Source organism: Crenobacter oryzisoli, assembly GCF_030385785.1.
In the GTDB taxonomy this organism is placed as follows: Bacteria; Pseudomonadota; Gammaproteobacteria; order Burkholderiales; family Chromobacteriaceae; genus Crenobacter_A; species Crenobacter_A oryzisoli.
In genome coordinates this window covers 120,679-147,274 of the sequence record NZ_JAUEDK010000004.1, presented here as the reverse complement: position 1 = coordinate 147,274, position 26,596 = coordinate 120,679, and the positions used below count along the sequence as shown (strand labels likewise).

Here is a 26,596-nt window from a genome sequence, read left to right as displayed (position 1 = left end):
AGCGGCAAATCACCCTGCGAAGCAATTTCACACGGACATCCAACCTATTGGGCTGGAGAATCAAAAGCATCATCAACAATGCTTGCGAAGACTTTATCGCTTGGCGGCACGTTTCTCGCGCCGCCACTCCGACTAACCTGGAAGCAGGCCGTCGCCACAAGCCTTGGCGCGCTCCAGCAGCAGCTCGCGCTCGCGGGTATTGCGGGTGAGCGATGCCGCGCGTTCGAACTCCACGCGGGCCTCGCCGGTACGACCGAGCTTGGCGAGCAAATCGCCGCGCACGCTCGGCAACAGGTGGTAAGTCTTGAGCGACGGCTCTGCGGTCAGCGCGTCGACGATTTCGAGACCCACGGCGGGCCCGAACGCCATCGACAATGCAACCGCGCGGTTCAGCTCGACCACCGGGGATGGCGCAAGCTGTGCGAGCGCATCGTAAAGCGCCGCGATACGCACCCAATCGGTCTGCGCCGCCATGGTCGCTCGGGCATGGCAGGCGGCGATCGCGGCCTGCAAGCCGTAAGGGCCGAGCGCGCCACCCAGTGCTTCGGCACGCGCCAGCGCGGCAAGGCCGCGATGAATCAGCAACTGGTCCCAGCGCGCCCGGTTCTGTTCGAGCAGCAGGATCGGCTCGCCCGTCGGCCCGATCCTCGCCCGTGCTCGCGACGCCTGGATCTCCATCAGCGCAACAAGGCCGTGGACCTCCGACTCCTGCGGCACCAGCTCGGCCAGGATGCGCCCGAGGCGCAGCGCCTCCTCGCACAGCGCGGGCCGCATCCAGTCGTCGCCGGCGGTCGCAGCATAGCCTTCGTTGAACACGAGGTAGATCACCTCCAGCACCGACGCGAGCCGTTCGGCCAACTCATCGGCCTTGGGCGTCTCGAACGGCACATGCGCCGCGGAAAGAGCCCGCTTCGCGCGCACGATGCGCTGGGCGATGGTCGGCTCCGGCACCAGAAAGGCCCGCGCGATTTCGTCGGTGGTCAGGCCGCCGAGCAGCCGCAGTGTCAGCGCGACGCGCGCCTCGCGTGACAGCACCGGGTGGCACGCGATGAACACCAGACGCAGCAGATCGTCACCGACGCCGTCGTCCCGTCCCGCCTCGCCGTCCTCCATCGCCAGCTCCTGCTGTACCTCGAGCTCGCGGCCCAGCTCCTCGTGCTTGCGTTCGAGCAGCTTGTTCCGGCGCAGCTGGTCGAGCGCGCGGTGTTTCGCGGCGGCCATCAGCCAGGCGCCCGGATTGTCCGGAACGCCCGTCTCGGGCCACCGCTCAAGCGCGATCACCAGCGCGTCCTGCGCCAGTTCCTCGGCGAGCCCGACGTCGCGCAGTAGGCGCGCGAGCGCGGCGATGATCCGCGCGGACTCGATCCGCCAGACCGCCTCGACCGTACGGTGGGTGACTAAGGCCGTCATGCTTCGCGGCGCGATCGGGACTGCATCTCGGGAAACCCAGCCAACGCCTGCTGCACCTCGGCCGGGAAGTCCGCCAGCTCCTGCACCTGACGGATCTCGATCACCTCGTTGGCCGAAGCGGGACAGCGTTTCGCCCACTCGATAGCCTCTTCCTTCGATTTCACCTGGATCATCCAGTAGCCGCCGATCACCTCCCGCGCCTCGGCGAACGGGCCATCGGTCACCTTAGGCTTGTCACCCTCGAACGAGACGCGCACGCCCATCGACGGCGGGTGCAGGCCATCGAGCGCGAGCAGCACCCCGGCCTTTTGCAGCGCTTCGTTGTATTTCATCATCGCGGCGACGGCCTCCGTGCTCGGCATCGCGCCGGGCTCGGCCGTCTCGTAGCCTTTCGGGATCATCAGCATCATGAAGCGCATCGTCTTGCTCCTTGCGGTGTCGCTTGCAGGCAGGACAAGCCGGCCGGAGCCGACCACCCTGCCATATGAAGAATGGAAACAGCTGGCATCGACCCACGCTCAGGCCGGCACAATCACCATCCAGGAGACGCCGAAACGGTCGGCCACCATACCGAAACAGGGCGAGAAGAACGTCTTGCCAAGCGGCATCCGCACTTGGCCGCCGGCCGACAGCGCCGAGAACACCCGCTCTGCCTCAGCCGCATCGGCCACCGACAGCGTTAGCGAAAAACCCTGAAAACTCGAAGGCCCCTGGCCGGTGCCATCGGATGCCATCACCGTGGTCTCGCCGACGCGAAAGCTCGCATGCATCACCTTGTTCTCGGAACCGGGTACAACACAATCCGGAGACGGCGGTTCGGGGCTGTCCTTGAAGCGCATCAGCGTCAACAGTTCGGCGCCGAGCGCGCCACGGTAGAACTCAATCGCCTCTTCGCAGCGACCGTCGAAAAACAGATAGGGCTGAATCTGCATGATCGACTCCTTATCGAATGAGGGTTGCTGCGCTAGCGCTTCGCGTTCGCCAACTCGGCCGCCTGCACGCGCATGCGCTCCTCCTGCTCCCTTAGTTCGGGGGTGAACTCCTCGCCGAAATCGTCCGCCTCGAACAACTGGCGGATTTCGAGCTCGACCTCGCCATTCGCATCAAGCGGTGGCCAGCGCTTGGCCCATTCCAGCGCCTCTTCCCGCGACCTCACCTGTATCAGGCAATAGCCCGCGATCAGCTCCTTGGTTTCGGTGAACGGGCCGTCGAGCACGGCAGGCTTACCGCCCGAGAACTTGACGCGCGCGCCCTTCGACGTCGGCTGCAACCCCTCGCCACCAAGCAGCACGCCGGCCTGCGTCATCTCCTCCATGAACTGCCCCATCGCGGCCAGCAGTTGCTCACTTGGCATCACGCCGGCTTCGGTGTCCTTGTCGGCCTTACGGATCAGCATGAATCGCATTGTCGTCACTCCAGTGATTTAACAGTTGGGTAGCCAGGGCTCGGAACGGCTACGCCCCAGGAAAAGCCCTCGCCCACCTGTACGACGAACGAGCGACGGCAAAATCGACAACCTCGACACTTTTTATAGGAATTTTTTCTTCAGCGCCTGGGATGGAGGCAGATGGTCCCCGTGACAGCACAGCAGCCCTCGGGAGGGTGGTTATGCCATCCCCCGAGCGAGGAAGCCGTCCAGGCGGTGAGACTGGAATGCAACCATTCACATGCAAATGATGTAGCGTGTAACAGGAAGCACAGCCGTTTCGAGCGCCAAGTCAAACAGCAACTCCAGGGTGCCCTGCCATTTCAGTTCCAGTGGCCGCTGGCAACCGGCTGGTTTCTCGCCGTCCAGAATGCGCCGCACCGCCGCTTCCTCGTCAGAGGAAAGGCGGCGGTCGCGCGAAATATCGGTCGGCACAATAACGTCCTTGTCCTCTTCCACTGTGGTCAGCAATACCGCCTCATCGGCGCGGGTATAAGTGGCGTAGCGCTTGGATAAGAGTCGAAGCGGGTTGCTGACGAATATACTGTCAGACCGACGCAGCAACCAATCAAAACAGCGCACCAATGCCCCGACATAATGGCGAATACTGGGGGGATGAAAGCGGCTCCTCCTGCTTCATTTTCCGCACCCAGTCTTCGGCCCAAGAATAATTAACCGAGCGCAGCGAACCCTTACCGATCCTGTCCCACAGGGTATTGAGTATCGGAAGGCCGGATTTGGATATGGTGATGGTGGTGATATACGCGCGGATCGCGTCAGTAATATTGGCTAAGTCCAGTGTTTGATCGACCCGCTCAGGCAGCATAACGCCACGATCGAGCAGTGCCTCCAGCTGCTAGCAATAGGCATCACCTTCGGCTTCGGTTTCAAAGGTCAGATAACTGGGCTTAGGCAACAGCCCCTTGCGGCGGACGATGAACTCCCAGGAGCCGCTAGGGCGTTGTCGTTTGGTGGCCATGGATAAACTCACGTCAACGGCAATTAATCCAATGTACGCGTGGTTCGCCATTTATTCCGAGTGGTTAAGGCTGGAAATGGACAGGAATAACGGAGCAAATCGGGACGGGATGAATTACAGGAGGAAATTAAAAAAGCAAAAAGCCCGTAAGTCTTTGAACTTACGGGCTTTTTATATGGAGGCGGGGGTCGGAATCGAACCGGCGTACACGGCTTTGCAGGCCGCTGCATAACCACTCTGCCACCCCGCCATAACTGGCATCAGCTCGCCTTTCGGCCAACTGCATCAAACTGGAGCGGGAAACGAGGCTCGAACTCGCGACCTCAACCTTGGCAAGGTTGCGCTCTACCAACTGAGCTATTCCCGCATGGGTGAAACTAAACCAAATTGTAATGGAGCGGGAAACGAGGCTCGAACTCGCGACCTCAACCTTGGCAAGGTTGCGCTCTACCAACTGAGCTATTCCCGCGTCGCATATACTGCTGCACGGTATCATTGGAGCGGGAAACGAGGCTCGAACTCGCGACCTCAACCTTGGCAAGGTTGCGCTCTACCAACTGAGCTATTCCCGCATCTTCAGATACTGCGCCAGGTAGTGTTGGAGCGGGAAACGAGGCTCGAACTCGCGACCTCAACCTTGGCAAGGTTGCGCTCTACCAACTGAGCTATTCCCGCACTACCTGTTTTTCATCTCGTCGCCGTTGTCTGCGTCGAGAGAAGCGAATTATAAAGATTAATCGCCCCGTGTCAACACATCAGTTCGCAATTTTTTTACCGGAAAACTCGCGCGCTGCCATCCGAAGGTAATAAACCATTGACCACAAAGTCAAAATAGCGGCAATCACCATCAATACATTGCCCAAAAAAAGTGTGCTGACCCCGGGAATGATCGGCTGTTTCCACAAAAGCAGCATGATCGCCCCCATCTGCGCGGTGGTCTTAAGCTTGCCAAGCGTCGCGACGGCGACGCTGCTGCGCCGCCCCATCTCGGCCATCCACTCGCGCAGCGCCGAGATCGCGATCTCGCGACCGATGATGATCATCGACAGCCAGGCGTAGGTCCGGCCCTGGTCGACCAGCAGGATCAGTGCGCATGCGACGATCAGCTTATCGGCTACCGGGTCGAGAAAAGCGCCGAACGCCGAGGTCTGGCCCAGCCTACGAGCAAGGAAGCCGTCCAGCCAGTCGGTGATGCCAGCCACCGCGAAGATCAGTGCGCCGGTAATGTTCTGCGCCACCGGCGACAGCCAGCTATCGGGCAGGTAGAACACCCCGATGAACACCGGGATCAGGATGACCCGCAGCCAGGTCAGCAATATGGGTAGATTGAGGGGCATGAGACGGTCAGTGCAAAGCGTTATAAATTTTTTCGGCCAACATCCGGCTAATTCCCTCTACCTGCGTCAGATCGTCGACGCTGGCAGCCACCACGCCGCGCAGGCCGCCGAATCGGGTCAACAAGCGCTGGCGCCGCTTGGCACCGATGCCGGGAATCTCCTCCAGCGTCGAAGCGGTTCGCGCCTTGCCGCGCCGCGCACGGTGACCGGTGATCGCGAAGCGGTGCGCCTCGTCGCGGACGGTCTGGATCAGGTGCAGGCCGGGGTGGTCATGACGCAATTGTAACGTCTTTTCCAGATACGGAAGGATCAGCGTCTCCAAGCCCGGCTTGCGCTCCTCGCCCTTGGCGACACCGACCACCGGCAGATCGAGGCCGACCTCGGTCAGCACCTCGAGCGCGATGCCGACCTGCCCCTTACCGCCGTCGATCAGCACCACGTCCGGGCGCTTGCCCTCCCCGGCGGCGATCTTGCTGTAACGGCGCGTCAGCACTTCGCGCATCGCACCGTAGTCGTCGCCAGCCGCAGCAGTCTCTATGTTGTAGCGACGGTATTCGGACGGCTGCATGCCGCCCCGATCGTAGACCACGCAGGACGCGACGGTCGCCTCGCCCATGGTATGGCTGATGTCGAAGCATTCGAGCCGCTCGACGCCCTCCAGCTCCAGCACTTCCGCAAGCGCCGCCAGCCGCATCTCCTGAGTCGCCGCGCTGGCGAGGCGCTGGCTGATCGCAAGCGTCGCGTTTTTCTCGGCCATTTCCAGCCAGACGCGCCGCTCGCCGATCGGGTTGCCGACGAAGGCGACGCGCCGCTCGGCCTGCTCGGTCAGATAGTCGCGCAAGGTCTCGCTGACCTCGACGTTGTGCAGGATCACCGGTGGCAACTGCGCGCCTAGATAATGCTGGGCGAGGAAGGCCTCCAGGTTGGCCGATGCGTCGCTGTCCTCTGCATTACTCGGGAAAAAGCTCTTGTCGCCCAAGTGCCGCCCCCCGCGGATCATTACCAGATTGACGCAGGCAAGCCCGTCCTGCACTACGGCGGCGACCACGTCGCAATCGAGCTGGCTGGCGTTGCTCGATACGAACTGTTTCTCCTGCACTTTGGACAGTGCCTGTATCTGGTCGCGCAGCTCGGCGGCCTGTTCGAACTCCAGCGCCATCGACGCCGCTTCCATCCGTTCGGTCAGCTCGCCAATCAGCTCGCTCTGCTTGCCCTGCAGGAAGGCAGCGGCGCTCTGCACGTCGCGTCGGTAGTCTTCCTGGGAGATCAGGCCGACGCACGGCCCGGTGCAACGTTTGATCTGATATAGGAGACACGGGCGCGAACGATTGGCGAACACACTGTCCTCGCAGGTGCGCAGGCGGAACACCTTCTGAAGGATCTGAATGCTCTCGCGCACCGCATAGCTGTTCGGAAACGGCCCAAACAGTTGGTCCTGCCGATCCGGCGTGCCGCGAAAATACGCCATCTGCGGAAACGCGTGGCCGGACAGCATCAGATAGGGATAGGACTTGTCGTCGCGGAACAGGATGTTGTACTTCGGGGACAACGCCTTGATCAGGTTGTTTTCCAGGATCAGCGCCTCGGCCTCAGAGCGAGTGACGGTGGTCTCGATCGCCGCCACCTGGCGCACCATCAGCCGGATACGCGGGCTGTGATCACTCTTCTGGAAATAGCTACTGACCCGGCGCTTCAAATCGACGGCCTTGCCGACGTACAACACCTTGCTGTCCGCATCGAGCATGCGGTAGACGCCTGGCAGGTTCGGCAGATTGGCCAAGACCTCTTTCGGATCGAACTTACTGGTAGACATCAGAGGCACCGATAGGCGACGCCGTGCGTCGCCGGTTTGCGCGATGCGGGAAGACTCATAGCTAAGGAGATGATGCGGCCCGCATGAACCTTCGGCTCACCTCGCTTTTCCCCTTGTCCCGCTCGCAGGACTTTAATCACTCTATTGTACGGTACGCCGTGCCCGCTCCACCCTTTTGCGTGGCTCGACCAGAATCGGTATAATGTTTTTTTGCTGCAAAGGATTGCCAGATGCGTATCATCGAGAAAGCCTACACTTTCGACGACGTCCTGCTTGTCCCGGCACATTCCCAAGTGCTGCCGCGCGACGTTTCCCTGTCCACTTCCGTCACCCGCAATATCTCCCTGAAGCTGCCGCTGCTGTCCGCCGCCATGGACACAGTGACCGAGGCTCGCCTTGCCATCGGCCTGGCCCAGGAAGGCGGTATCGGCATCGTTCACAAGAACATGTCAGCCGAACGCCAGGCACTGGAGGTGTCCAAGGTGAAGCGCCACGAAAGCGGCGTGGTGAAAGACCCAATCACCATCGCCCCGGACATGCTGGTGCGCGATCTGGTGGCCCTGACCCGTCAGTACAAGATTTCCGGCCTGCCGGTGATCGAAGCCGGCAAGGTAGTCGGCATCGTCACCAACCGCGACCTGCGCTTCGAGACCCGTCTTGACGTGCCGGTGAGCTCGATCATGACCCCGCGCGAGCGCCTGGTGACCGTCAAGGAAGGCGCGAGCATCGACGACGCGCGCGAACTGATGCACGAGCACAAGCTGGAGCGCGTGCTGGTGGTGAACGATGCCTGGGAACTGAAGGGCCTGATCACCGTCAAGGACATCGTCAAGACCAGCGAACACCCAAACGCCAACAAGGACGCCCAAGGCCGTCTGCGTGTCGGCGCCGCTGTCGGCGTCGGTGCCGGCACCGATGAGCGCGTCGCCGCACTGGTCGCGGCCGGCGTGGACGTGATCGTGGTCGACACCGCCCACGGCCACAGCCAGGGCGTGCTGGACCGCGTTCGCTGGGTCAAGAAGCACTTCCCGGAAGTGGACGTGATCGGCGGCAACATCGCCACTGCCGCTGCCGCGCGTGCACTGGTCGAAGCCGGTGCAGACGGCGTCAAGGTCGGCATCGGCCCGGGCTCGATCTGCACCACCCGTATCGTTGCCGGCGTGGGTGTGCCGCAGCTGACCGCGATCCACAACGTGGCCGAAGCGCTGGCCGGCACCGGTGTGCCGCTGATCGCCGACGGCGGCATCCGCTTCTCCGGTGACATCGCCAAGGCGCTGGCTGCCGGTGCACACTGCGTGATGCTGGGCGGCATGTTCGCCGGCACCGAGGAAGCTCCGGGCGAAGTCGAACTGTACCAGGGCCGTACCTACAAGTCCTACCGTGGCATGGGTTCGCTCGGCGCGATGCAGCAAGGCTCCAGCGACCGCTACTTCCAGGACAACGAGGCCAACGTCGACAAGTTTGTGCCGGAAGGCATCGAAGGGCGCGTCGCCTACAAGGGCCCGATCGCCCAGGTGATTCACCAACTGGTCGGCGGCCTGCGCTCCAGCATGGGCTACCTCGGCTGCCAGACCATCGCCGAGATGCACGACAAGGCCGAGTTCGTCGAAATCACCTCGGCCGGCATCCAGGAATCGCACGTGCACGACGTGCAGATCACCAAGGAAGCGCCGAACTACCACGTCAGCCGCTAAACCGAGCTGGCTGTGCAAAAACCCGCGTCGCAGGACGCGGGTTTTTTCTTGCCCAATAGGCTAGCCTTCGCTCACCGCGCTTGCAGCGGCACCCAGATCTCCGTCAGCAGCTCCTGCGGCGCGACGTCATGCGGCGTGTTCAGATACTCCTCGATACATGGTGCGTCGATCTGCGTCTCACCGCTATTCGGCAGCCACTGCTCGAACAGCCAGCGGTAGCTTACCTCTAGCGCTGGATACGGCCCCTTGTGTAGCAGCACCGCGTAGCGGCCGGACGGGATCTCGGCACGCTCCAGGCCGTCGCCCAGCGGTGTGTCGGCCGGCAGCGCGACGCCGGCGGCCGAGTGCAGCGCTTCGGGCGGCGTGGCGCTGGGGTCGTCGTAGTACAGCGCGAAGACGCGGGCCGGCTCGAACGCCTGACCGGAGGTCCAACTATCCAGCGCATCGAAGGCCTGGCCGATCTGCCTATACGGGCCGCGGTGCGGACAGCAGACTAGGGGAATGGCCTTGTCGAGCTGACGGATGGTGACGTGCATGGCGATCTCCTGACAGAGGCATGAACCTCTATTGTAGACAGGTGGCATGATCCGTCACGTTCGTCATGACGCCATTCTTGGCACTACACTAATAGCAGCCTGTCATCGATCTCGTACGCCCAACCATGTCAAACGATGCTGTGATCCGCCACCCTTCACGCTCGGAGTTCCTCTCGGTCAACGGTCGTCGCTATCACCTGCGCCGCTGGGGAGATCCGGCTGCGCCGCTGCTGGTAATGCTGCACGGCTGGATGGACTGCTCGGCAACATTCCAGTTTCTGGTCGACGCGCTCAGCGACGACTGGCACGTGGTCGCACCCGACTGGCGCGGATTCGGGCTGTCGCAATGGAACGACGGCAACTATTACACGCCCGACTACCAAGTCGACCTCGACGACCTGCTCGAACACCTGTCCCCCGGAGAACCAGTACGGCTGGTGGGCCACAGCATGGGCGCGATGGTCTCCGGACTATACGCCGGCATCCGGCCGGAACGGGTCGCGAAACTGGCGCTGGTAGAAGGCTTCGGCCTAACCGATACCCGGCCGGCCGAGGCACCGGGACGCTACGCACGCTGGCTGCGCGAGAACCGTCAGCGTCCATCGTACAGCCCGCTGGAGGGACTCGACGAGGTTGCCGCCAAGCTGGTCGAGCGCAACCCCGGGATGAGCGCAGAGCGAGCACGCTGGATGGCCGAACAGCTGACCGAGACCCGTGACGGCGCCCTCACCTACCGCGCCGACCCGCGTCACAAGATGATCAACCCGGTGCTGTACCGGCTCGAGGAAGCCAAGGCCTGCTGGCGACGCATCGCCTGCCCGGTGCAATGGGTGATTGGTGGCCGGATGTGGGACCACCCGATGGCCAAGGGGGTGTTCGACACGCTGGACGAGCGCCGTGCCTGCTTCGCTGACCTTCGCGAAGTCATCGTCGACGGCGCCGGCCACATGATCCAGTGGGAGCAACCGGAACGGCTGGCCGAGGTGCTAACAGCCTTTCTGCGCTAAACGCCTAGCCCCTTCCCGTCCCGCCGTCAGGCCGGATCGCGATACAGCCGCCGGCTCCAGCTCTCCACCTCGCAACTAGTCAGGCGCTTTTCGGCCAACTTGCGCCACGAGGTGCTAAGCGCCGGTAAGGCCGCGATTTCTGCCAGCACCTTGCTCGCCAGCGAACGGTCGAAGATCACCCGCAACAGCCGCGCCAGCGGCCAGTCCGGATGCAGTCGTACCAGCAATTCAAACGTGTCACCGACACGCACCTCGCCCGGCTGCGGCACCCGGTAATACCAGCCGGCCGAAGCGTTCGGCCAGCTTCCAGCAGGGCTGGCGCGCCTGCGACACCTGCACGCGCGCCACCGAGCCGATAGACGTCGCCGACGCACACCGTTTCTTCCACCATGCCGGCGGTGGACAGGTTCTCGCCAAAGGCGCCGGGTTCGGGCAGGTGTGGCGCCAGTTCCGGGTGATCGGCCTGCCAGCGCGCATAATGCTCGAACGGATAGTGGTGCACCGCCTTCTCGGGCCCGCCGTGCACACGTTGGTCGGCCTGCTCGTCGTCGACAAAGCCCTCCTCGCCCAGCCACAGCACACTGTCGACCGGGTGCTTGGCTATCGCCGACGATCGCCCCGCGCATTGATCGGCACCGCCTTACCCACCAGCAGCGCTCGCAGCACGACCGCACTCACAGGTTGCGTTCCGCCAGCCACTGCGCGAAACAGCGACTCGCCGCCTCCTGCAGCGCCGGACCGTAGCGGCGCGCCTGTACGCGCAGTGCCACCGGGTCCAACCCTTCCTGGGCGATCTCCAGTGCATTACCGACCAGCCAGGCTTCGAACTCGCCGGCCAGCACCTCCGGGTGACACTGGAAGCCGAGCAAGAAGCCCTGATAGTCGAAGATCTGGAGTGGCGTCAGCGCGGTCGATGCCAGGCTGCGCGCGCCTTCCGGCAACGTGAACACGTCGCCGTGCCAGTGGAGCAACTGCGGAGCCTCGGCCAGCAGCCGCAGCGGGGTCGAGGCGGCTTCGGACGCATAGTCGATCGGCAGCCAGCCGATCTCCTTGCCCCGACCAGGCCCCACTTGCGCGCCCAGCGCTCTGGCCAGGATCTGCGCCCCCAGGCAGATGCCGATCACTGGCTTTTGCACAGCGATGCGCTGTTCGGCCAAGCTCAGCTCCTCGGCCAGAAAAGGATAGAGGTCGCTCTCGTAGACGCCGACCGGGCCACCGAGCAGCACCAGAAGGTCGGGGCTGACGACGTCGAGGCTGGACAAGTCGGCCAGCGGCACTTCGACATACTCGACGGCAAAGCCGCGTGCGGCCAGCACAGCGGCCAGCGAGCCGGCGTGTTCGAACAGTTGATGGCGCAGGATAAGCGCGTGCTTCATGGTGGGCTCCCTTGTGGGTGATGCGGCCACCTTAGCAAAAAAGTTTCCTATAGGAAACTTTTTGATCGTACAGCCAGACACACGCCGTATAATCGGCAGCCCCTCCTACCCTACCCCGCCATGAACCTGAAACAGCAACGCCGCCAAGCCGGCCTTACTCTGGCGCAACTGAGCGAGCGCGCCGCGCTCAGCAAGGGCTATCTGTCCAAGCTGGAACGCGGCCTCGCCACGCCGACGATCGCGGTGGCGTTGCGGCTGAGCCGGGCGCTGGCGGTGAGTCTGGCAGAGCTGTACCCGGAACTGGGTGAAGCAGCACCCGGCACCGACTGCACGACGCTGCAGCGCCGCGACGCCACCCCGCTGCTGCTCCCACAGAATGGCGCCGGCTACCGCGCGCTGGCAGGCGCCCAAGCCGGGCGGCGCATGCAGCCACTGCTGGTCTACCCGCCGGCCGAGCTCGGCGCGGCGCCGACGCTGCACCAGCACGCCGGCGAGGAATTCTTCTACGTGCTGCACGGCACGGTGGCGCTGCATTTCGCCGACGAGACCATCACACTGGGGGCCGGCGATTCGCTGTATTTTGACGCCCGCCGCGCCCATCGCACGCAAAGCGTTGGCGACGAGCCGGCCGAGGCGCTGGTGGTGATCGCCGGCTGAGCACCCCACCCTCGTCCGACTCGCGACCTTTCGGCCGACATTCGGGGACATTGGACATGAAAAACGCGGCCCGAGGGCCGCGTCGTCGTTTGCGCCACAACTTAGTGCCGCTAACAAAATTCAGAGCAACATCTGCTGCAAGGTGCGCCGACGCAGACCGTACAAGAGGTACGACAAGGAGGTGCAACGCTGCCGCAGGATTTTTGTTAGTGGCGTTTAGCTCAGCCGAGGTAGCGCGCCTCCAGGTGAGCGCGGAAATGCACCGGGTTCAGCGCCTCGCCGGTGGCGCGGCGAATCAGCTCCGGCGTCTCCCAGCGGCTCGCCTGGCTCCAGATGTTGGCATTCAGCCAGTCGAATACCGGCGCGTAATCGCCAGCGGCGATGCGCGCGTCGACGTCCGGCTGTTGGCGACGCAACGTGGCGAAGTACTGCGCGGCGTACATCGCGCCGAGAGTGTAGCTCGGGAAGTAGCCGAAGCTGCCGTCGGTCCAGTGGATGTCCTGCAGGCAGCCATCGCGGTAGTTGCCGCGGGTATCGACACCCAAATAGGCCTGCATCTTCTCGTCCCACAGCGCCGGGATGTCCTCGGCCTCGATCTCGCCGTCGATCAGCGCTCGCTCGATCTCGAAGCGCAGGATCACGTGCGCCGGATAGGTCAGCTCGTCGGCATCGACGCGGATGTAGCCCGGCTCGACCCGGGTGTACAGGCGAGCCAGGTTGTCCGGCTCGAAGGCCGGCTGCTCGCCGAACTGTGCGCGAATCAGCGGAGCGACCTGGGCGAGGAAGCCCGGGTGGCGGCCCAGTTGCATCTCGAACGACAGGCTCTGGCTCTCGTGCACGCCCATCGACCGCGCCAGGCCGATCGGCTGGCCCAGCCAGTGGCGCGGCAGGTTCTGCTCGTAGCGGGCATGGCCGGTCTCGTGGACGATGCCCATCAGGCTTTGGGTGAAATCGGCCTCGTTGTAGCGGGTGGTGATGCGGCTGTCTTCCGGCGTGCCGCCCGAGAACGGGTGTGCCGACACGTCGAGCCGGCCACCGTCGAAGTCGAAGCCTAGCCGCGCCATCACCTCCAGGCCCAGCGCGCGCTGCTTATCGATGGCGAACGGCCCGACCGGCGCGATCACCGCCTCGTTCGCCTGCTTGGCGCGTACCTGGGCGATCAGCCCCGGCAGCCAAGTCTTCACCTCGCCGAAGATGCGCTCGATCTCGGCGCTGTTCATGCCCGGCTCGTACTGGTAAATCAGCGCGTCGTAGGGGCTGACGCCGAGCGCGTCGGCACGCAGCTTCGCCTCCTCGCGCGACAGCCGCACCACCTCGCGGAAATTCTCCAGGAAACCGGCCCAATCGTTGGCCGGACGCTGGCTACGCCAGGCATGCTCGCAGCGTGCGCCGGCCAGCGACTTGGCCTCGACCAGTGCCTCGGGCAGCAGGTTGGCGGCCTCCCACTGGCGGCGCATCTCGCGCAGATCGGCACGCTGCTCATCGTCGAGCGCCTCGTCTTCGGCGCGATGGATCGTCTCGCCGAGCGCTGGGTCAGTGAGTTGGCCGTGGATCAGCAGCGACAACTCGGCTAGCGCCGCAGCACGGGCGTCGTTGCCCTTGGCCGGCATCATCGTCGCCTGGTCCCAGCCGGCGATCGCCTGCAGGTGCTCGAAGCGGTACAGGCGCTGGAAACGGCCGGTCAGTTCCTGGAAAGCGGGGGTATGCGGCATGAGGATTCCCTTGCAGAACGGTGGCAGTTTTGGGCGCTGCGCTCGGCAGCCACCTCGCCAGCGCAGGCAGACAGAAGGTCGACGCTCGTGGCACCGCCCTCCATCGATTTACACAAAGCGCAGGTTCAGACGCAGGTCGGTACCGATCATCCGCACCGCATTGATGCGCACCTCGCGCTTGTCGGCGAGCGAGGTCAACGCAGGCCAAGCAAACAGGCCGCGTGCCGCATCGCCGGCAAACGACGGAGCCAGATACAACACCGCCTCGTCGACCAGATTCGCCTCGACCAAGGCGGCGTTGAGCCCTGCCCCGGCCTCGACCATCAGTTCACCTACGCCGGCTGTGGCCAACCTGGCAAGCAATGACGCCAAGTCGACGCGGCCGTCAGCTCCCGGCAGCACCCACACCTCAGCGCCGCGCGACAGGTAGGGCTCGTGGCGGGCCGGATCGGCCACTGCGGTTGCGACAATCACCGCTCCGCCTTCGCCGTTGAACAACTTCGCGGTAACCGGCACCGCCAAGGCACTGTCGACCAGCACCCGGCGCGGCTGACGGCTGGTTTCCACCTCGCGCACCGTTAGCGACGGGTCATCGGCCAGCACCGTACCGCTACCGGTCAGGATCGCACAGCTTTGCGCGCGCATGTCGTGCACGTCGCGGCGCGCATCCGGCCCGGTGATCCACTGGCTAACCCCGTTGAGCAGGGCGGTCTTGCCATCCAGCGTCGCCGCCATCTTCAGCGTCAGCCACGGCCGGCCGCGTTCCACGCGCGACAGGAAGCCCTTGTTCACCTTCCGCGCCTCGGCTTCCATCAAGCCATGCTCGACGGCGATGCCGGCCTCGCGCAGCATGGCCAGGCCCTTGCCGGACACCGCAGGGAACGGGTCGACCATCGCCGCCACCACACGGGCAACACCAGCCTCGATCAACCCCTCGGCGCACGGCGGGGTGCGGCCATAATGACTGCAAGGCTCCAGCGTCACGTAGGCGGTGGCGCCGCGGGCGCGCTCGCCGGCCTGTGCCAGCGCATGGCGCTCGGCGTGCGGGGTACCCGCCTTCACATGCCAGCCCTCGCCGACGATCTCGCCGTCGCGCACGATCACGCAGCCGACGCGCGGATTGGGCGTGGTGGTGTAGCGGCCCTGTTCGGCCAAGGTGAGCGCCCGCGCCATCATGGCGTGGTCGGTGGCGGAAAAACTCATCACAGCTCCAAGGCGTCTGCTGCGGCCACCCATCTAGGGCGGTCCCGCACCGCAGGTACCAAAAAAATCACCCGGCCAAGCCACTTGGCCGCCGGGTGCCGATTGACGCAGGCCGCTCAGACGTCCTGCTCGATTTCCTTGATCGCGTCCGAAAACTCGGAAATGTCCTGGAAGCTCTTGTATACCGAGGCGAAGCGCACATAGCCGACCTTGTCGAGCTTGGCGAGCTCGGCCATCACCATCTCGCCGATCTGCCGCGATGGCACCTCGCGCTCGCCCAGCTGCAGCAGGCGATGGCAGATGCGGGCGATCGCCTCGTCGACCAGCGCGGTCGGCACCGGGCGCTTATGCAGCGCGCGGAAGAAACTGGTACGCAGCTTTTCCTCGTCGAACTCGGTGCGGTGACCGTTGGCCTTCACCACCTGCGGCATGCGCACATCGGCGGTCTCGAAAGTGGTAAAACGCTTCTCACACGACAGACAGCGACGCCGACGGCGAATACTGGTGCCATCCTCATTGACGCGCGAGTCGATCACCTGGGTATCGGCGTGACCGCAGAACGGACATTTCATACTGTGCTATCCCGGATAAGCGTGCAATAGGGCAAGTTTAGCGCAAACGCGCGCGAAATCGGCGCATCGGACGCGCCAGATAGCACTCAACGCGACGCACTCAATGTCATTGACATGAATATTACATCGTCGCCGCGTACTTCCTCTGCCGCCGGCGGCGACGTCGCAACGAAACCGAGCGACTGATAGAGCGTCCGCGCCGCCGGATTCCAACGGTAGACATTCAGCGTAGCGGACTCGGCCTTTCGCTGTCGCGCCTGTTCGACCAGTCCGGCGACCAAGGCCCGGCCGCCGCCCTGACCGCGACGTGCTGGATCGATCAGGATACGGGCCAGATGCAGCCGTCCCGGCCCGCGTTCGAGCAACTGTCCGAAACCGATGCGACGGCCGGCGTCGTAGAGCCAATAGCTGTTGCCCGGCGCAACCACCAACTGTTCGGCCAACGCCTCCGGCTCAAGCGGAAACCGTACGCGTGGACCACCCCAGCTTAGGCATTCCTGGGCATCGGCGATCCAGTCGGTCAACGTTGCCAGCTCGCCCGTCCCTGCTTCATGAAGTTCCATCATCGACTCCTTTTCTCCAAGTACCGTTAGCCTTGGCCACGGCAAGCCAGCGATTCAAACGAAAATCGTTGGCCAGCCAGATTGCCCCCTATTGCCCCCAAGCCAGCAGCACCTTCCCCGACGGGGATAAATGCAAAAAGCGGCCCGAAGGCCGCTTTCGATGATAAAAAATTACCGTTTACTTGGCTGCGTATACCGGCAGGCGGGCGCACAGCGCCTTCACTTCGTCGGCGACGCGGGCCAGCACCGCCTCGTCGTTCGGCGCTTCGAGCACGTCGGCGATCAGGTTGGCCAGCAGCTTGGCTTCGGCTTCCTTGAAGCCGCGGGTGGTCATCGCCGGGGTACCGATGCGGATACCCGAGGTCACGAACGGCTTCTCCGGATCATTCGGGATCGCGTTCTTGTTCACGGTGATGTGAGCCTTGCCCAGAGCGGCTTCGGCATCCTTGCCAGTGATGCTCTTGGCGCGCAGGTCGACCAGGAACACGTGCGACTCGGTCTTGCCCGACACGATGCGCAGGCCGCGCTCGATCAGGGTCTCGGCCATCGTCTTGGCGTTCTTCTTAACCTGGCGGGCGTACTCCTTGAACTCCGGCGAGGCGGCTTCCTTGAACGCCACCGCCTTCGAGGCGATCACGTGCATCAGCGGGCCACCTTGCAGGCACGGGAAGATCGCCGAGTTCAGCGCCTTCTCGTATTCGGCCTTCGCCAGGATCACGCCACCGCGCGGGCCGCGCAGCGTCTTGTGCGTGGTGGTGGTGACGAAGTCGGCGAACGGCACCGGGTTCGGGTATTCACCGGCGGCAACGAGGCCGGCGTAGTGCGCCATGTCGACGAACAGGTAAGCACCCACTTCGTCGGCGATCTTGCGGAAACGCGCCCAGTCGATTTCCAGCGCGTACGCGGAAGCACCGGCCACGATCATCTTCGGCTTATGCTCGCGCGCCAGGCGTTCCACCTGGGTGTAGTCGAGCACTTCGTTCTCGTCGAGGCCGTACTGCACCACGTTGTACAGCTTGCCGGAGATGTTCACCGACGCACCGTGGGTCAGGTGACCACCATGAGCTAGGCTCATGCCCAGGATGGTGTCGCCCGGCTTCAGCACCGACACGTACACGGCCTGGTTGGCCTGCGAGCCGGAGTGCGGCTGCACGTTGGCGTAGTCGGCGCCGAACAGCGCCTTCAGGCGATCGATCGCCAGTTGTTCGACCTGGTCGACGTATTCGCAGCCACCATAGTAGCGCTTGCCCGGGTAGCCTTCGGCGTACTTGTTGGTCAGCACCGAACCCTGGGCTTCCATCACCGCGGGGCTAACGTAGTTTTCGGATGCGATCAGTTCGACGTGGTCTTCCTGACGGCGGTATTCGTCGCCCATGGCGGCGGCGAGTTCCGGATCATATTTGGCAATCGACAAGTCGGCAGCGAACATCTTTGACTCTTTCATCAAAGGTTAACGATGGGCCGAACTATACACGAAGCCGGCCCGCTTTTGCCATGAAGAATCAGTGCCTTCACGATGAGCAAAATTCATGCTGGGCGGGGGTTTCCGAAGCTTGGACCCTCCTTTTCAGTACGATGTCGGAGATGCCCCTGACGGGGTCGATCCAGTCGACACAAACCTAGTCGACCACGACGCTCGTCCCACCCCGCCCAGCAAACAAAACGGCATGCCTTGGCACGCCGTTTTACCTTATTGCCGGACGGCGTCGACCGGCGGCAGATCGTCGGCGGTGAAGAACAGCGGGATGTCGCCTTCCTTGTCGGCGGCCACCTCCGGCAGCAAACGCACGTCGTTCACCTGGCAGTCGGCCATCAGCTCGCGGAAATTGGCGACGATGCGCTCCACCGAGTCGAGCGGCGACAGCGGCCAGACAAAGCCCTTCCAGTTGCGCTCGTCGCCCGGGGTCGATACGGTAAAACGCAATTCGCCGTTCTCATGCGCCGAGGCGATCGCCACCGGCTCCTTGCCCAGCTCGCGCAACGCGCGGATCTGGGCACTGGCGAACACCTCGAGCGCCACATCCTGGCGCGCCATCCCGCCGGCCACCATCGCCTGCATCACCGGTTGCGGCGCGCGCGCGATCGGGAACAACGTCACACCGTCCTGATCGAGCGCAGCGTTCAAGAGCTTCATCACCGGCAGGCCCCAGCTGTTCACCGCCGAGCCGAAGCGCACCGGCGGCTCGGCCCCTTCGGCCACGGTGACCTGGCCAACCAGATAGCGCAGGAAGACGCCCTCCCCGTTCAGTTCAACCGGTGCGGCCGGCAGCTGATCGAGAGTACGGGCCAGCCCCGCCCCGTCCTGCGCCAGATAATAGAGTCGCGACGAGTTGATGCCAGCCAGCGTATCCGGGTGGATCAGCTTCGCGCCGAGCGACGCGTCACAGCCCGCTGCGAAAACACCGTGTTCGCGCAGCAGCGCATTGATCTCGTCGATATTGGACAGCTCGCCGGCCAGCGTCGTCTTCTGGCGGCTGCCGGCCACCAACACCAGCGGCAGCGCGAACGGCAGCGCGGTCGGGCCGTTCGGATTGCATTCCACCACTTCGCGCAATGCCTGCCACAGCGTGCGATACGCCTCCTGCGACGGCAGCATCGCCAGCGCGACCGACAGCGGCAAGAGCTCGTTGCGCTCCAGATAACCGGTCAGCGCCGTCGCCAGCTCGCTGTGCCACAGCGCACGGTCGTCACTGTTGGCGGCATCCTGGACGGCCAGCGTCAGGCGGATCAGTTCGTTTTTCGGCGCTACGGGGGTGTATTGACGTGGATCAGGCAAAGAAGAGTGGAACTCGGTCATGAAAACAGCTTCCTAACAGGGTCGGGGGATCGCCGTTATTGTCGCACAGCTGCCATTTTTCGGCCCGCCTTGGCCCGCCGGGCGGCTGCATGTTCACTTCAAAACATCACAAAATAACGATGAGCGACATCGAGTTATATTTTTTACAACTTTCGAACATTCGATGTTGACAAGGGAAAGGCAGATCTGGATAATCCGTCCTTGTTGAGATGCAGCAATTGCTTCTTGATAGTTTCTCCTCTATTTCTCCTTTGTAGACTTGGCGCGGACCTCTCGGATCCGCGCATTTTTTTTGCCCGCGCGCCGGAAACAATTCGGTAACACACTGAATTTTCAGCAAATACCCTAATCACTCCCTGCCGAAACGCACCACTCCCCTCGATCCTCGCCGCCCTCCACCAAGCGATTGCTCGGCCAAACAGCGAAATATCGCGCCGCAACATCCACAAACAGCGGAAAACACCATGCAATTAGCATTTTGCGCGGGTGTTTTCGCTTTGTTACAGAAATGAAAAAACCGAACATAAACATGTTCGGTTGCATAAAAGCTTGCCTATGCCAAAGAGGGAGTCCATGCCAACGCATGGACTGATAAGACGCAGCCCCAACGACAGAAGTTCCCGCCCTGCACTCGGGCACTATCTCGCCCCCTCTACCGCCTTGCAGCACCACGGATGCATCTGAGAGCCTGTTCAAAGTCTTTTTGCGGCAATGCAGCGCTAGGAGAGAGCTCCTGGCAGTGTCATTCACTGCCAGCGAGCGAACGACAACGCGATGCGCTGGGAGGAGGCGGCCCCGGAAGGCTGACCCGGTAAACGGTCAGCTGCGTAGTTGACCGGCTTGACCTTAGAGCCTGTTTACGATCTCGCGAACGAAGGGTCAGCCAAGGCGAAATGGCGCGAAAAAGCGGAGTGTACATGGAGTACATGAGCATTTTCAGCGTCATTTCAACGCAGGATCACCCGAGTGCAGCAGATCGTAAACAGGCTCTAAGAACATTAAGGCCTGCGCCGCCCGCCTAGCATCTGCCCGTTTGCCGGGCCAGCGCAGTTCGTAAAAAGACTTTGAACAGGCTTTGACACTGCATCCACTCCAGAAACGACAACGCCGCCCGACACGGGCGGCGTTATATGGCTGAGCCAACCGGCCCCCTTCGGGCACCGGCACGCGGCTTAGCGTTCTACCTGGCTCACGTCGCGCACCGCGCCGGTGTCGGCGCTGGTCGTCATCGCCGCGTAGGCACGCAGCGCCGGCGACACGTGACGTTGACGTTCAGCCGCCGGCTTCCAGGCGGCCGATCCCTTGGCGTCCATCGCATCGCGTCGGGCAGCCAGCTCGGCATCGCTGACCAGCAGCTTGATGCTGCGGTTCGGGATATCGATCTCGATGGTGTCGCCCTCTTCCACCAGGCCGATCGCGCCGCCCTCGGCCGCTTCCGGCGAGACGTGACCGATCGACAGGCCCGAGGTGCCGCCGGAGAAGCGGCCGTCGGTCAACAGCGCGCAGGCCTTGCCCAGGCCCTTCGACTTCAGGTAGGAGGTCGGGTAGAGCATTTCCTGCATGCCCGGACCGCCCTTCGGGCCCTCGTAGCGGATCACCACCACGTCGCCCTCGACGATCTGATCGGCGAGGATGCCTTCGACGGCGGCGTCCTGACTCTCGAAGATGCGCGCGCGGCCGGTGAACTTCAGGATCGAGTCGTCCACGCCGGCGGTCTTCACGATGCAGCCACGCTCGGCGATGTTGCCGTACAGCACGGCGAGACCGCCGTCCTGGCTGTACGCGTGTTCCTTGTCGCGGATGCAGCCTTCGATGCGGTCGTTGTCCAGCTCCGGATAGCGCATGCTCTGCGAGAACGCGATCGTGGTCGCCACGCCACCCGGCGCAGCGCGGTACAGCTTGTGCGACGCGCTGTCGGCGTCATTGCGCTGAATGTCCCAACGCGCCAGCGCCTCGCCCAGCGTCTTGCTGTGCACGGTCGGCAGCTCGGCGTGGAGCAGGCCGGCGCGGTCGAGTTCGGCCAGAATGCCGAGCACGCCGCCGGCGCGGTGCACGTCTTCCATGTGGTACTTCTGGGTGGCCGGGGCCACCTTGCACAGACACGGCACGCCGCGGCTGATGCGGTCGATGTCGGTCATCTTGAAGTCGACGCCGGCCTCGTGCGCGGCGGCCAACAGGTGCAGCACGGTATTGGTCGAGCCGCCCATCGCCACGTCGAGCGCCATCGCGTTCTCGAACGCGGCCTTGGTGGCGATGCTGCGCGGCAGCACCGAGTAGTCTTCCTGCTCGTAATGGCGGCGGGCCAGCTCGACGATGGTGCGGCCGGCCTGCAGGAACAGTTCCTTGCGATCGGCATGGGTGGCGAGCAGCGAACCGTTGCCCGGCAGGGACAGGCCCAGCGCCTCGGTCAGGCAGTTCATCGAGTTGGCGGTGAACATGCCGGAACAGGAACCGCAGGTCGGGCAGGCCGAGCGCTCGATCTCCGCCACTTCCTCGTCGGACACTTTCGGATTGGCCGCCTCGACCATCGCATCGACCAGGTCCAGACCGCGCTCTACACCGCGCCAGTTGACCTTACCAGCTTCCATCGGGCCGCCGGACACGAACACCACCGGGATGTTCAGGCGCAGCGCGGCCATCAGCATCCCCGGGGTGATCTTGTCGCAGTTGGAGATGCACACCAGCGCGTCGGCGCAGTGCGCGTTGACCATGTACTCGACCGAGTCGGCGATCAGGTCGCGGCTCGGCAGCGAGTACAGCATGCCGTCGTGGCCCATCGCGATGCCGTCGTCGACCGCGATGGTGTTGAATTCCTTGGCGACGCCGCCGGCCTTTTCGATTTCGCGGGCGACCAGCTGGCCGAGGTTCTGCAGGTGCACGTGGCCCGGCACGAACTGGGTGAACGAGTTGGCGATGGCGATGATCGGCTTGCCGAAGTCGCCATCCTTCATGCCGGTGGCGCGCCACAAGGCGCGGGCACCGGCCATATTGCGGCCGGCGGTCGAGGTGCGGGAACGGTAATGAGGCATGGTGATTCCTTTGTCTACTTATCTTTTTAAACGGACAACGCTCCGATCATGGCAATGACGTAACATCGCGCAAGGTACCGTGCCTCCGGGATACCAGATAAAACGGCAAAGGCGCCGGCCACTCGGTGGAGTGCACGACGCGCGGGAACGCTTTCCGTATAATTTCGTCAACACTTCTTTTACCGCATTCGCACCTTACTGACAAATGCTCATTCATCCCCAGTTCGACCCCATCGCCATCCAGCTCGGGCCACTCGGCGTGCACTGGTATGGCTTGATGTATCTCGCCGGCTTCATCATGTTTCTCGTGCTCGGCAACCGCCGCATCAAGACCAGCCAGACCTTCCTGACCAGCAAGCTGCTCGACGACCTATTGATGTACGGCGTGTTCGGCGTGGTCCTGGGCGGCCGGCTAGGTCAGGTGCTGTTCTACGAACCGGGCTACTACTTCTCGCACCCGCTCGAAATTCTCGCGGTCTGGAAAGGCGGAATGAGCTTTCACGGTGGCTTCCTCGGTGTGCTGATCGCGGTGGCACTGTTCGCGCGCAAGCAGGGCCGAAGCTTCTGGGAGGTGACCGATTTCATCGCGCCGCTGGTGCCGCTGGGGCTGGCTGCCGGTCGGATCGGCAACTTCATCAACGGCGAGCTGTGGGGCCGGCCGGCCGAGCCGACGCTGCCGTGGGCGATGCTGTTCCCGCAGGCGCGAGCCGACGACGTGGCGATGGCTCAGCAGTCGCCCGAGCTGATGTCGCAGCTGCTGCATTATGGCGCGCTGCCGCGCCATCCGTCGCAGCTCTATGAATTTCTGCTCGAGGGCTTGGCGCTGTTCGCGATCCTGTGGGTGTTCAGCCGCAAACCTCGCCCACTCGGCCAAGTCTCGGCGGTGTTCCTGATCGGCTACGGTGCCTTCCGCTTCATCAGCGAATACTTTCGCATGCCGGACTCGGGCATCTTCGGCCAGTCGTTCACCATCAGCATGGGCCAGTGGCTGAGCTTGCCGATGATCGTGATCGGTGCGGTGCTGTTCGCGTACTTCGGCAAGCGCCCGCCTCGCGCGGCCTGAGCAGTATCTCTTTCGCTCGCAAAGCCCCGCCCTGTGCGGGGCTTTTGCATGTGAAAACTGGCCGTTCGACTCCCCAGCGGCGATAATATCGGCCAAACGGCGGTTTTTCGCCCGCCATCATCCCGGACGCGTTGCGTCCGTTGTTTTGCCGACTGATACGGCGGCCTATCGTCCGCCCCGGAGCTCCCCATGAACAAACTGACCGCCACGCTGGCCAGCGCCGCTCTGTTGCTGAGCGCCGGCACCACCTTCGCTCAGGACGTGCTGCGCGTGTCCGCCATCCCCGATGAAGCCCCGACCGAACTGGCACGCAAGTTCGCCCCGCTCGGTGCCTATCTGGAAAAGGAAACCGGCCTGAAGGTGCAATTCGTACCAGTGACCGACTACGCCGGCGTGGTGACCGCGCTGACCTCGGACAAGCTCGACATGGCTTGGCTCGGCGGCTTCACCTACGTGCAGGCCAAGGAGCGCGGCAAGGTGATCCCGCTGGTACAGCGCGAGGAGGACACCAAGTTCACCAGCAAATTCATCGCCAATACGGCCAGCGGCGTCAACAGCCTCAAGGATCTGAAGGGCAAGAGCTTCGCCTTTGGCTCGGCCTCCAGCACCTCGGGCCACCTGATGCCGCGCTTCTTCCTGCAGAAGGAAGGCATCAAGCCGGAAACCTTCTTCAAGAACGTCGCCTACTCTGGCGCGCACGACGCCACGGTGGCCTGGGTGGCCTCGGGCAAGGTCGACGGCGGCGCACTCAATTCCTCGGTGTGGGACAAGCTGGTGGAAGGGCACAAAGTCGACCTGACCAAGGTGAAGGTGATCGGCACCACCCCGCCGTTCTACGACTACAACTGGACAGTGCGCGGCAACCTGGATCCGGCGCTGGTGAAGAAGATCACCGCTGCCTTCCTCAAGCTCGATGCCAAGAATCCGGAACAGAAGAACATTCTTGAGCTGCAGCGCGCGACCCGCTTCGTACCGACCAAGCCGGACAACTACCGCGGCATCGAGTCCGCCGCGCGTGAGGCGGGCCTGCTGAAGTGAGCCTGCTGTTCGACCGGGTGAGCCTCTCGCTGGGCGGCTCGCCCGTGCTGCACGATATTTCACTGAGCTTGGCCGACGGCGAGCAGGCGGCGCTGATCGGCCCGTCCGGCGCCGGGAAGACCAGCCTGCTGATGCTGGCCAATACGGTGCTGCGCCCGAACGGTGGTTCGCTACAGTTGCTCGGCCAGGCGCCGTGGTCGCTGCCCTCGCGCGCCCTTCGTGCACTGCGCCGCGACATCGGCACCGTCTACCAGAGTCCGCCGCTGCCGCCGCGCCAGCGCGTGGTCAATGCGGTAGCCGCTGGCCGGCTCGGCCGCCAGTCGCTGGCCGCCGCGCTCGCCCAGCTACTGTTGCCACGCGATACCGCCGCCATCGAGGCGGCGCTGGCTCGTGTCAACCTGGCCGACCGACTATGGGAGCGCTGCGATCAGCTCTCCGGCGGCCAGCGCCAGCGTGTCGGCATCGCCCGGGTGCTCTACCAAGCGCCCCGTCTACTGCTGGTCGACGAGCCGGTATCGGCGCTCGACCCAAGACTGGCCGAACAGACGGTACGGCTGCTCACCGACGAGGCGCGCAGCCGCGGTGCCACCCTGCTGATGAGCCTGCATTCGGTGGAACTGGCGCTGGCCTTCTTCCCGCGCCTGATCGGGGCACGCCAGGGACGAGTGATGTTCGACCTGCCGCGCGAAGCGGTCAGCGAGGCGCAGCTCTCCGCTCTCTACGCCGACGAGACGCCGCACGCACCGCCGCCGACCCCCACCCCACTGCCGTGGCAACGCCCATGCTGAGTCCGACCCGCGACCCCGCGTTCGGCCAACGTCTGGGTGCCACACTGCTGCTGTTGGCACTCTTGGCCCCGACCTTCGCACTGACCGGTTTCAATCCCTTCGTGCTACTCCGCCAGGACACTTGGCATGTCTGGCTCGGCTTCGTCGCCGGTTTCCTGCCACCGGCGCACGACGCCGACTTTCTCGCCGAGGTGCTGCGCGAAACGGTAACCACCCTGGCCAGCGCCACGCAGGGGCTCGCCCTTGCCGCAGCAATCGGCCTGCCTGCCGCACTCGCCACCAGCCGCGCCCTCGATGCCGCGCGACTCACCGCCGAGCCGCCGTCACGGTGGGCCGAAACAGCCAAGCGGTCGCTGCGCGGCCTGCTCGTCGCACTACGCGGCGTGCCCGAGATCGTCTGGGCACTACTGTTCGTTCGCGCGGTGGGGCTGGGCTCGCTGCCGGCGGTGCTGGCGATCGGCGTCGCCTACGGCGGCATGCTAGGCAAGGTGTACGCGGAGATCCTCGAATCGCAGCCGGCCGAGCCGGCCCGGGCATTGGCCGCCAGCGGCGCCGGTCGGCTGGCACGCTTTGCCTGGGCGACGCTGCCTCAGGCGCTGCCAGAGCTGGTCAGCTACAGTGTCTACCGCTGGGAGTGCGCGATCCGCGCCTCGGCGGTGATGGGCTTCGTCGGCGCCGGCGGTATCGGCCAGTTGATCGACACCAGCTTGAAAATGCTCAATGGCGGTGAAGTCAGCACGCTGCTGCTGGTCTTCCTGCTGCTGGTCGCGCTGACCGAGGCGATCAGCCGTCTGTGCCGCCGAGCGCTGGATAGCCGGGCCGGCATCGCCGGCATCGCTGTCGCCACACTGGCCGCGGTGCTCGGCAGCTGGGTCTGGCTTCGCCAGGGTTGGCCAAGCGATGCCTTCGACCTGGCCGCGCTCGATCACTTCGCCGGTGAGTTCTTCCCGCCGGCCCACGATGCGGCGCTGCTCACCAGCGCCGGGCGCGGCATCCTGGAGACGCTGGCGATGTCGCTCCTGGGCAGCGTGCTGGCCTTCGTCGGCGGCGCACTCCTTGCGGTCCCGGCGGCCGGCCGCTTCGGCGTGATGCTGAAGGGGCTGTCGCGGCTACTGCTCAATCTGCTACGTGGCGTGCCCGATCTGATGTGGGCGGCACTGGCGGTGCTGGCGGTCGGCTTAGGTCCGGCCGCCGGCGTGTTGGCGCTGACGCTGCACACTGCCGGGGTGCTGGGCCGACTGTTCGCCGAGACACTGGAGAACGCCGCGCCGGAACCGGAACGTGCGCTGCGCGCCGCCGGGGCGGGCCGCTTTTCCGCCTTCGCCTACGGCCAGTTGCCACAGGTGCTGGCACAGTGGATCGCCTACACGCTGTACCGCTGGGAGAACAACATCCGCATCGCGACCGTACTAGGCATCGTCGGTGCGGGCGGCATCGGCACCCAGCTGTACCTTGCTTTGTCGCTGTTTCAGCAGCAGACCGCGGCAACGCTGATCATCGCGATGCTGCTGTTGTCATGGGCCGTCGAGACCCTCAGCCGGGTACTGCGCCGACGAATGGAAAGCTGAGCCGACACGGGGAGTCTTCTGCCGTATC

Annotated in this window: 27 protein-coding genes and 5 tRNA genes; 7 read left to right on the top strand and 25 right to left on the bottom strand. The window is 64.1% G+C overall.

Annotation, left to right across the window (positions count from 1 at the left end; genetic code table 11):
* Positions 1–132: 132 nt before the first annotated feature.
* From QU481_RS03725 to uvrC, 14 genes are all read right to left on the bottom strand, one after another.
* Positions 133–1,410: an RNA polymerase sigma factor gene (locus QU481_RS03725; protein WP_289828547.1), complete on the bottom strand. Its 1,278-nt coding sequence runs from the start codon at positions 1,408–1,410 to the stop codon at positions 133–135.
* Complete coding sequence (locus QU481_RS03720; RefSeq protein WP_289828546.1) at positions 1,407–1,829, bottom strand: YciI family protein; 423 nt, start codon at positions 1,827–1,829, stop codon at positions 1,407–1,409. Before QU481_RS03720 ends, QU481_RS03725 begins: the two co-directional genes overlap by 4 nt.
* 99 nt (positions 1,830–1,928) lie before the next feature.
* A complete protein-coding gene (locus tag QU481_RS03715; RefSeq protein WP_289828545.1) occupies positions 1,929–2,342 on the bottom strand; it encodes a VOC family protein in 414 nt (137 codons plus the stop codon).
* 32 nt (positions 2,343–2,374) lie between these two features.
* Positions 2,375–2,815: a YciI family protein gene (locus QU481_RS03710; protein WP_289828544.1), complete on the bottom strand. Its 441-nt coding sequence runs from the start codon at positions 2,813–2,815 to the stop codon at positions 2,375–2,377.
* Positions 2,816–3,073: 258 nt separating this feature from the next.
* Positions 3,074–3,418 carry a hypothetical protein gene (locus QU481_RS03705; protein WP_289828543.1) on the bottom strand — a complete coding sequence of 115 codons (345 nt, stop codon included), beginning with the start codon at positions 3,416–3,418 and terminating at the stop codon, positions 3,074–3,076.
* On the bottom strand, positions 3,405–3,662 hold the full coding sequence (locus tag QU481_RS03700) for a hypothetical protein (RefSeq protein WP_289828542.1): 258 nt from the start codon (positions 3,660–3,662) through the stop codon (positions 3,405–3,407). The genes QU481_RS03705 and QU481_RS03700 overlap by 14 nt, the downstream gene beginning before the upstream one ends.
* Before the next feature lie 30 nt (positions 3,663–3,692).
* Positions 3,693–3,815 carry a hypothetical protein gene (locus tag QU481_RS03695; RefSeq protein WP_289828541.1) on the bottom strand — a complete coding sequence of 41 codons (123 nt, stop codon included), beginning with the start codon at positions 3,813–3,815 and terminating at the stop codon, positions 3,693–3,695.
* A 176-nt stretch (positions 3,816–3,991) separates the two neighbouring features.
* A tRNA-Cys gene (locus QU481_RS03690) sits at positions 3,992–4,065 on the bottom strand.
* A 41-nt stretch (positions 4,066–4,106) separates the two neighbouring features.
* Positions 4,107–4,182 (bottom strand) — tRNA-Gly (locus QU481_RS03685).
* 26 nt (positions 4,183–4,208) lie between these two features.
* Positions 4,209–4,284: transfer RNA gene (locus QU481_RS03680), tRNA-Gly, on the bottom strand.
* Positions 4,285–4,311: 27 nt separating this feature from the next.
* Positions 4,312–4,387 (bottom strand) — tRNA-Gly (locus tag QU481_RS03675).
* Positions 4,388–4,414: 27 nt separating this feature from the next.
* Positions 4,415–4,490, bottom strand: a tRNA-Gly gene (locus QU481_RS03670).
* Positions 4,491–4,570: 80 nt separating this feature from the next.
* Entirely contained in the window at positions 4,571–5,152 is a 582-nt protein-coding gene (gene pgsA / locus QU481_RS03665; protein WP_289828540.1) for a CDP-diacylglycerol--glycerol-3-phosphate 3-phosphatidyltransferase, read from the bottom strand.
* Positions 5,153–5,159: 7 nt separating this feature from the next.
* A complete protein-coding gene (uvrC, locus tag QU481_RS03660) occupies positions 5,160–6,965 on the bottom strand; it encodes an excinuclease ABC subunit UvrC (RefSeq protein WP_289828539.1) in 1,806 nt (601 codons plus the stop codon).
* Between the two features lie 230 nt (positions 6,966–7,195).
* Between uvrC and guaB the strand changes: the two genes are divergently transcribed.
* Positions 7,196–8,659: an IMP dehydrogenase gene (guaB, locus tag QU481_RS03655; protein ID WP_289828538.1), complete on the top strand. Its 1,464-nt coding sequence runs from the start codon at positions 7,196–7,198 to the stop codon at positions 8,657–8,659.
* Between the two features lie 71 nt (positions 8,660–8,730).
* Here guaB and QU481_RS03650 read toward each other — a convergent pair whose 3' ends face one another.
* Positions 8,731–9,195, bottom strand: a complete 465-nt coding sequence (locus QU481_RS03650; protein WP_289828537.1) for an AraC family transcriptional regulator — start codon at positions 9,193–9,195, stop codon at positions 8,731–8,733.
* Between the two features lie 125 nt (positions 9,196–9,320).
* Between QU481_RS03650 and QU481_RS03645 the strand changes: the two genes are divergently transcribed.
* Positions 9,321–10,202 (top strand): alpha/beta fold hydrolase, encoded by an 882-nt coding sequence (locus tag QU481_RS03645; protein ID WP_289828536.1) that lies wholly within the window; start codon positions 9,321–9,323, stop codon positions 10,200–10,202.
* A 26-nt stretch (positions 10,203–10,228) separates the two neighbouring features.
* Here QU481_RS03645 and QU481_RS03640 read toward each other — a convergent pair whose 3' ends face one another.
* The 3 genes from QU481_RS03640 to QU481_RS03630 all read right to left on the bottom strand — a co-directional run bounded on the left by QU481_RS03640 (position 10,229) and on the right by QU481_RS03630 (position 11,578).
* On the bottom strand, positions 10,229–10,429 hold the full coding sequence (locus QU481_RS03640; protein ID WP_289828535.1) for a 3-alpha domain-containing protein: 201 nt from the start codon (positions 10,427–10,429) through the stop codon (positions 10,229–10,231).
* Entirely contained in the window at positions 10,378–10,782 is a 405-nt protein-coding gene (locus QU481_RS03635) for an MOSC domain-containing protein (protein ID WP_289828534.1), read from the bottom strand. Before QU481_RS03635 ends, QU481_RS03640 begins: the two co-directional genes overlap by 52 nt.
* A gap of 94 nt (positions 10,783–10,876) precedes the next feature.
* Entirely contained in the window at positions 10,877–11,578 is a 702-nt protein-coding gene (locus QU481_RS03630) for a glutamine amidotransferase (RefSeq protein ID WP_289828533.1), read from the bottom strand.
* Positions 11,579–11,698: 120 nt separating this feature from the next.
* On the opposite strand from QU481_RS03630, the gene QU481_RS03625 reads away from it, so the two are divergent.
* Positions 11,699–12,235 carry a helix-turn-helix domain-containing protein gene (locus QU481_RS03625; protein ID WP_289828532.1) on the top strand — a complete coding sequence of 179 codons (537 nt, stop codon included), beginning with the start codon at positions 11,699–11,701 and terminating at the stop codon, positions 12,233–12,235.
* 221 nt (positions 12,236–12,456) lie between these two features.
* Here the strand turns inward: QU481_RS03625 and QU481_RS03620 are convergent, their stop codons facing one another.
* From QU481_RS03620 to ilvD, 7 genes are all read right to left on the bottom strand, one after another.
* Positions 12,457–13,947, bottom strand: coding sequence for a carboxypeptidase M32 (locus tag QU481_RS03620; RefSeq protein WP_289828531.1), 1,491 nt, complete (start codon positions 13,945–13,947; stop codon positions 12,457–12,459).
* Positions 13,948–14,055: 108 nt separating this feature from the next.
* Complete coding sequence (ribD, locus tag QU481_RS03615) at positions 14,056–15,150, bottom strand: bifunctional diaminohydroxyphosphoribosylaminopyrimidine deaminase/5-amino-6-(5-phosphoribosylamino)uracil reductase RibD (RefSeq protein ID WP_289828530.1); 1,095 nt, start codon at positions 15,148–15,150, stop codon at positions 14,056–14,058.
* A 116-nt stretch (positions 15,151–15,266) separates the two neighbouring features.
* On the bottom strand, positions 15,267–15,722 hold the full coding sequence (gene nrdR, locus QU481_RS03610) for a transcriptional regulator NrdR (RefSeq protein WP_289828529.1): 456 nt from the start codon (positions 15,720–15,722) through the stop codon (positions 15,267–15,269).
* A gap of 86 nt (positions 15,723–15,808) precedes the next feature.
* A complete protein-coding gene (locus QU481_RS03605) occupies positions 15,809–16,288 on the bottom strand; it encodes a GNAT family N-acetyltransferase (protein ID WP_289828528.1) in 480 nt (159 codons plus the stop codon).
* Between the two features lie 175 nt (positions 16,289–16,463).
* Complete coding sequence (gene glyA / locus QU481_RS03600) at positions 16,464–17,714, bottom strand: serine hydroxymethyltransferase (protein ID WP_289828527.1); 1,251 nt, start codon at positions 17,712–17,714, stop codon at positions 16,464–16,466.
* Between the two features lie 261 nt (positions 17,715–17,975).
* On the bottom strand, positions 17,976–19,082 hold the full coding sequence (locus tag QU481_RS03595) for a hypothetical protein (RefSeq protein WP_289828526.1): 1,107 nt from the start codon (positions 19,080–19,082) through the stop codon (positions 17,976–17,978).
* Positions 19,083–20,254: 1,172 nt separating this feature from the next.
* Complete coding sequence (gene ilvD, locus QU481_RS03590; RefSeq protein ID WP_289828525.1) at positions 20,255–22,111, bottom strand: dihydroxy-acid dehydratase; 1,857 nt, start codon at positions 22,109–22,111, stop codon at positions 20,255–20,257.
* Positions 22,112–22,316: 205 nt separating this feature from the next.
* On the opposite strand from ilvD, the gene lgt reads away from it, so the two are divergent.
* The 4 genes from lgt (at position 22,317) to phnE (ending at position 26,568) form a co-directional block, all read left to right on the top strand.
* Positions 22,317–23,174 carry a prolipoprotein diacylglyceryl transferase gene (gene lgt / locus QU481_RS03585; protein ID WP_289828524.1) on the top strand — a complete coding sequence of 286 codons (858 nt, stop codon included), beginning with the start codon at positions 22,317–22,319 and terminating at the stop codon, positions 23,172–23,174.
* 189 nt (positions 23,175–23,363) lie between these two features.
* Positions 23,364–24,212 (top strand): putative selenate ABC transporter substrate-binding protein, encoded by an 849-nt coding sequence (locus QU481_RS03580; RefSeq protein WP_289828523.1) that lies wholly within the window; start codon positions 23,364–23,366, stop codon positions 24,210–24,212.
* Positions 24,209–25,000, top strand: a complete 792-nt coding sequence (locus QU481_RS03575) for a phosphonate ABC transporter ATP-binding protein (RefSeq protein ID WP_289828522.1) — start codon at positions 24,209–24,211, stop codon at positions 24,998–25,000. The genes QU481_RS03580 and QU481_RS03575 overlap by 4 nt, the downstream gene beginning before the upstream one ends.
* Complete coding sequence (gene phnE, locus QU481_RS03570; RefSeq protein WP_289828521.1) at positions 24,994–26,568, top strand: phosphonate ABC transporter, permease protein PhnE; 1,575 nt, start codon at positions 24,994–24,996, stop codon at positions 26,566–26,568. Before QU481_RS03575 ends, phnE begins: the two co-directional genes overlap by 7 nt.
* Positions 26,569–26,596: the final 28 nt, after the last annotated feature.

Excerpts from the sequence above, each read along its gene's own strand:
- QU481_RS03725 (WP_289828547.1), bottom strand. The coding sequence starts at position 1,410 with ATGACGGCCTTAGTCACCCACCGTACGGTCGAGGCGGTCTGGCGGATC.
- QU481_RS03720 (WP_289828546.1), bottom strand. The coding sequence starts at position 1,829 with ATGCGCTTCATGATGCTGATGATCCCGAAAGGCTACGAGACGGCCGAG.
- QU481_RS03715 (WP_289828545.1), bottom strand. The coding sequence starts at position 2,342 with ATGCAGATTCAGCCCTATCTGTTTTTCGACGGTCGCTGCGAAGAGGCG.
- QU481_RS03710 (WP_289828544.1), bottom strand. The coding sequence starts at position 2,815 with ATGCGATTCATGCTGATCCGTAAGGCCGACAAGGACACCGAAGCCGGC.
- QU481_RS03700 (WP_289828542.1), bottom strand. The coding sequence starts at position 3,662 with ATGCTGCCTGAGCGGGTCGATCAAACACTGGACTTAGCCAATATTACT.
- QU481_RS03695 (WP_289828541.1), bottom strand. The coding sequence starts at position 3,815 with ATGGCCACCAAACGACAACGCCCTAGCGGCTCCTGGGAGTTCATCGTC.
- pgsA (WP_289828540.1), bottom strand. The coding sequence starts at position 5,152 with ATGCCCCTCAATCTACCCATATTGCTGACCTGGCTGCGGGTCATCCTG.
- uvrC (WP_289828539.1), bottom strand. The coding sequence starts at position 6,965 with ATGTCTACCAGTAAGTTCGATCCGAAAGAGGTCTTGGCCAATCTGCCG.
- guaB (WP_289828538.1), top strand. The coding sequence starts at position 7,196 with ATGCGTATCATCGAGAAAGCCTACACTTTCGACGACGTCCTGCTTGTC.
- QU481_RS03650 (WP_289828537.1), bottom strand. The coding sequence starts at position 9,195 with ATGCACGTCACCATCCGTCAGCTCGACAAGGCCATTCCCCTAGTCTGC.
- QU481_RS03645 (WP_289828536.1), top strand. The coding sequence starts at position 9,321 with ATGTCAAACGATGCTGTGATCCGCCACCCTTCACGCTCGGAGTTCCTC.
- QU481_RS03630 (WP_289828533.1), bottom strand. The coding sequence starts at position 11,578 with ATGAAGCACGCGCTTATCCTGCGCCATCAACTGTTCGAACACGCCGGC.
- QU481_RS03625 (WP_289828532.1), top strand. The coding sequence starts at position 11,699 with ATGAACCTGAAACAGCAACGCCGCCAAGCCGGCCTTACTCTGGCGCAA.
- QU481_RS03620 (WP_289828531.1), bottom strand. The coding sequence starts at position 13,947 with ATGCCGCATACCCCCGCTTTCCAGGAACTGACCGGCCGTTTCCAGCGC.
- ribD (WP_289828530.1), bottom strand. The coding sequence starts at position 15,150 with ATGAGTTTTTCCGCCACCGACCACGCCATGATGGCGCGGGCGCTCACC.
- nrdR (WP_289828529.1), bottom strand. The coding sequence starts at position 15,722 with ATGAAATGTCCGTTCTGCGGTCACGCCGATACCCAGGTGATCGACTCG.
- QU481_RS03605 (WP_289828528.1), bottom strand. The coding sequence starts at position 16,288 with ATGATGGAACTTCATGAAGCAGGGACGGGCGAGCTGGCAACGTTGACC.
- glyA (WP_289828527.1), bottom strand. The coding sequence starts at position 17,714 with ATGTTCGCTGCCGACTTGTCGATTGCCAAATATGATCCGGAACTCGCC.
- QU481_RS03595 (WP_289828526.1), bottom strand. The coding sequence starts at position 19,082 with ATGACCGAGTTCCACTCTTCTTTGCCTGATCCACGTCAATACACCCCC.
- ilvD (WP_289828525.1), bottom strand. The coding sequence starts at position 22,111 with ATGCCTCATTACCGTTCCCGCACCTCGACCGCCGGCCGCAATATGGCC.
- lgt (WP_289828524.1), top strand. The coding sequence starts at position 22,317 with ATGCTCATTCATCCCCAGTTCGACCCCATCGCCATCCAGCTCGGGCCA.
- QU481_RS03580 (WP_289828523.1), top strand. The coding sequence starts at position 23,364 with ATGAACAAACTGACCGCCACGCTGGCCAGCGCCGCTCTGTTGCTGAGC.
- phnE (WP_289828521.1), top strand. The coding sequence starts at position 24,994 with ATGCTGAGTCCGACCCGCGACCCCGCGTTCGGCCAACGTCTGGGTGCC.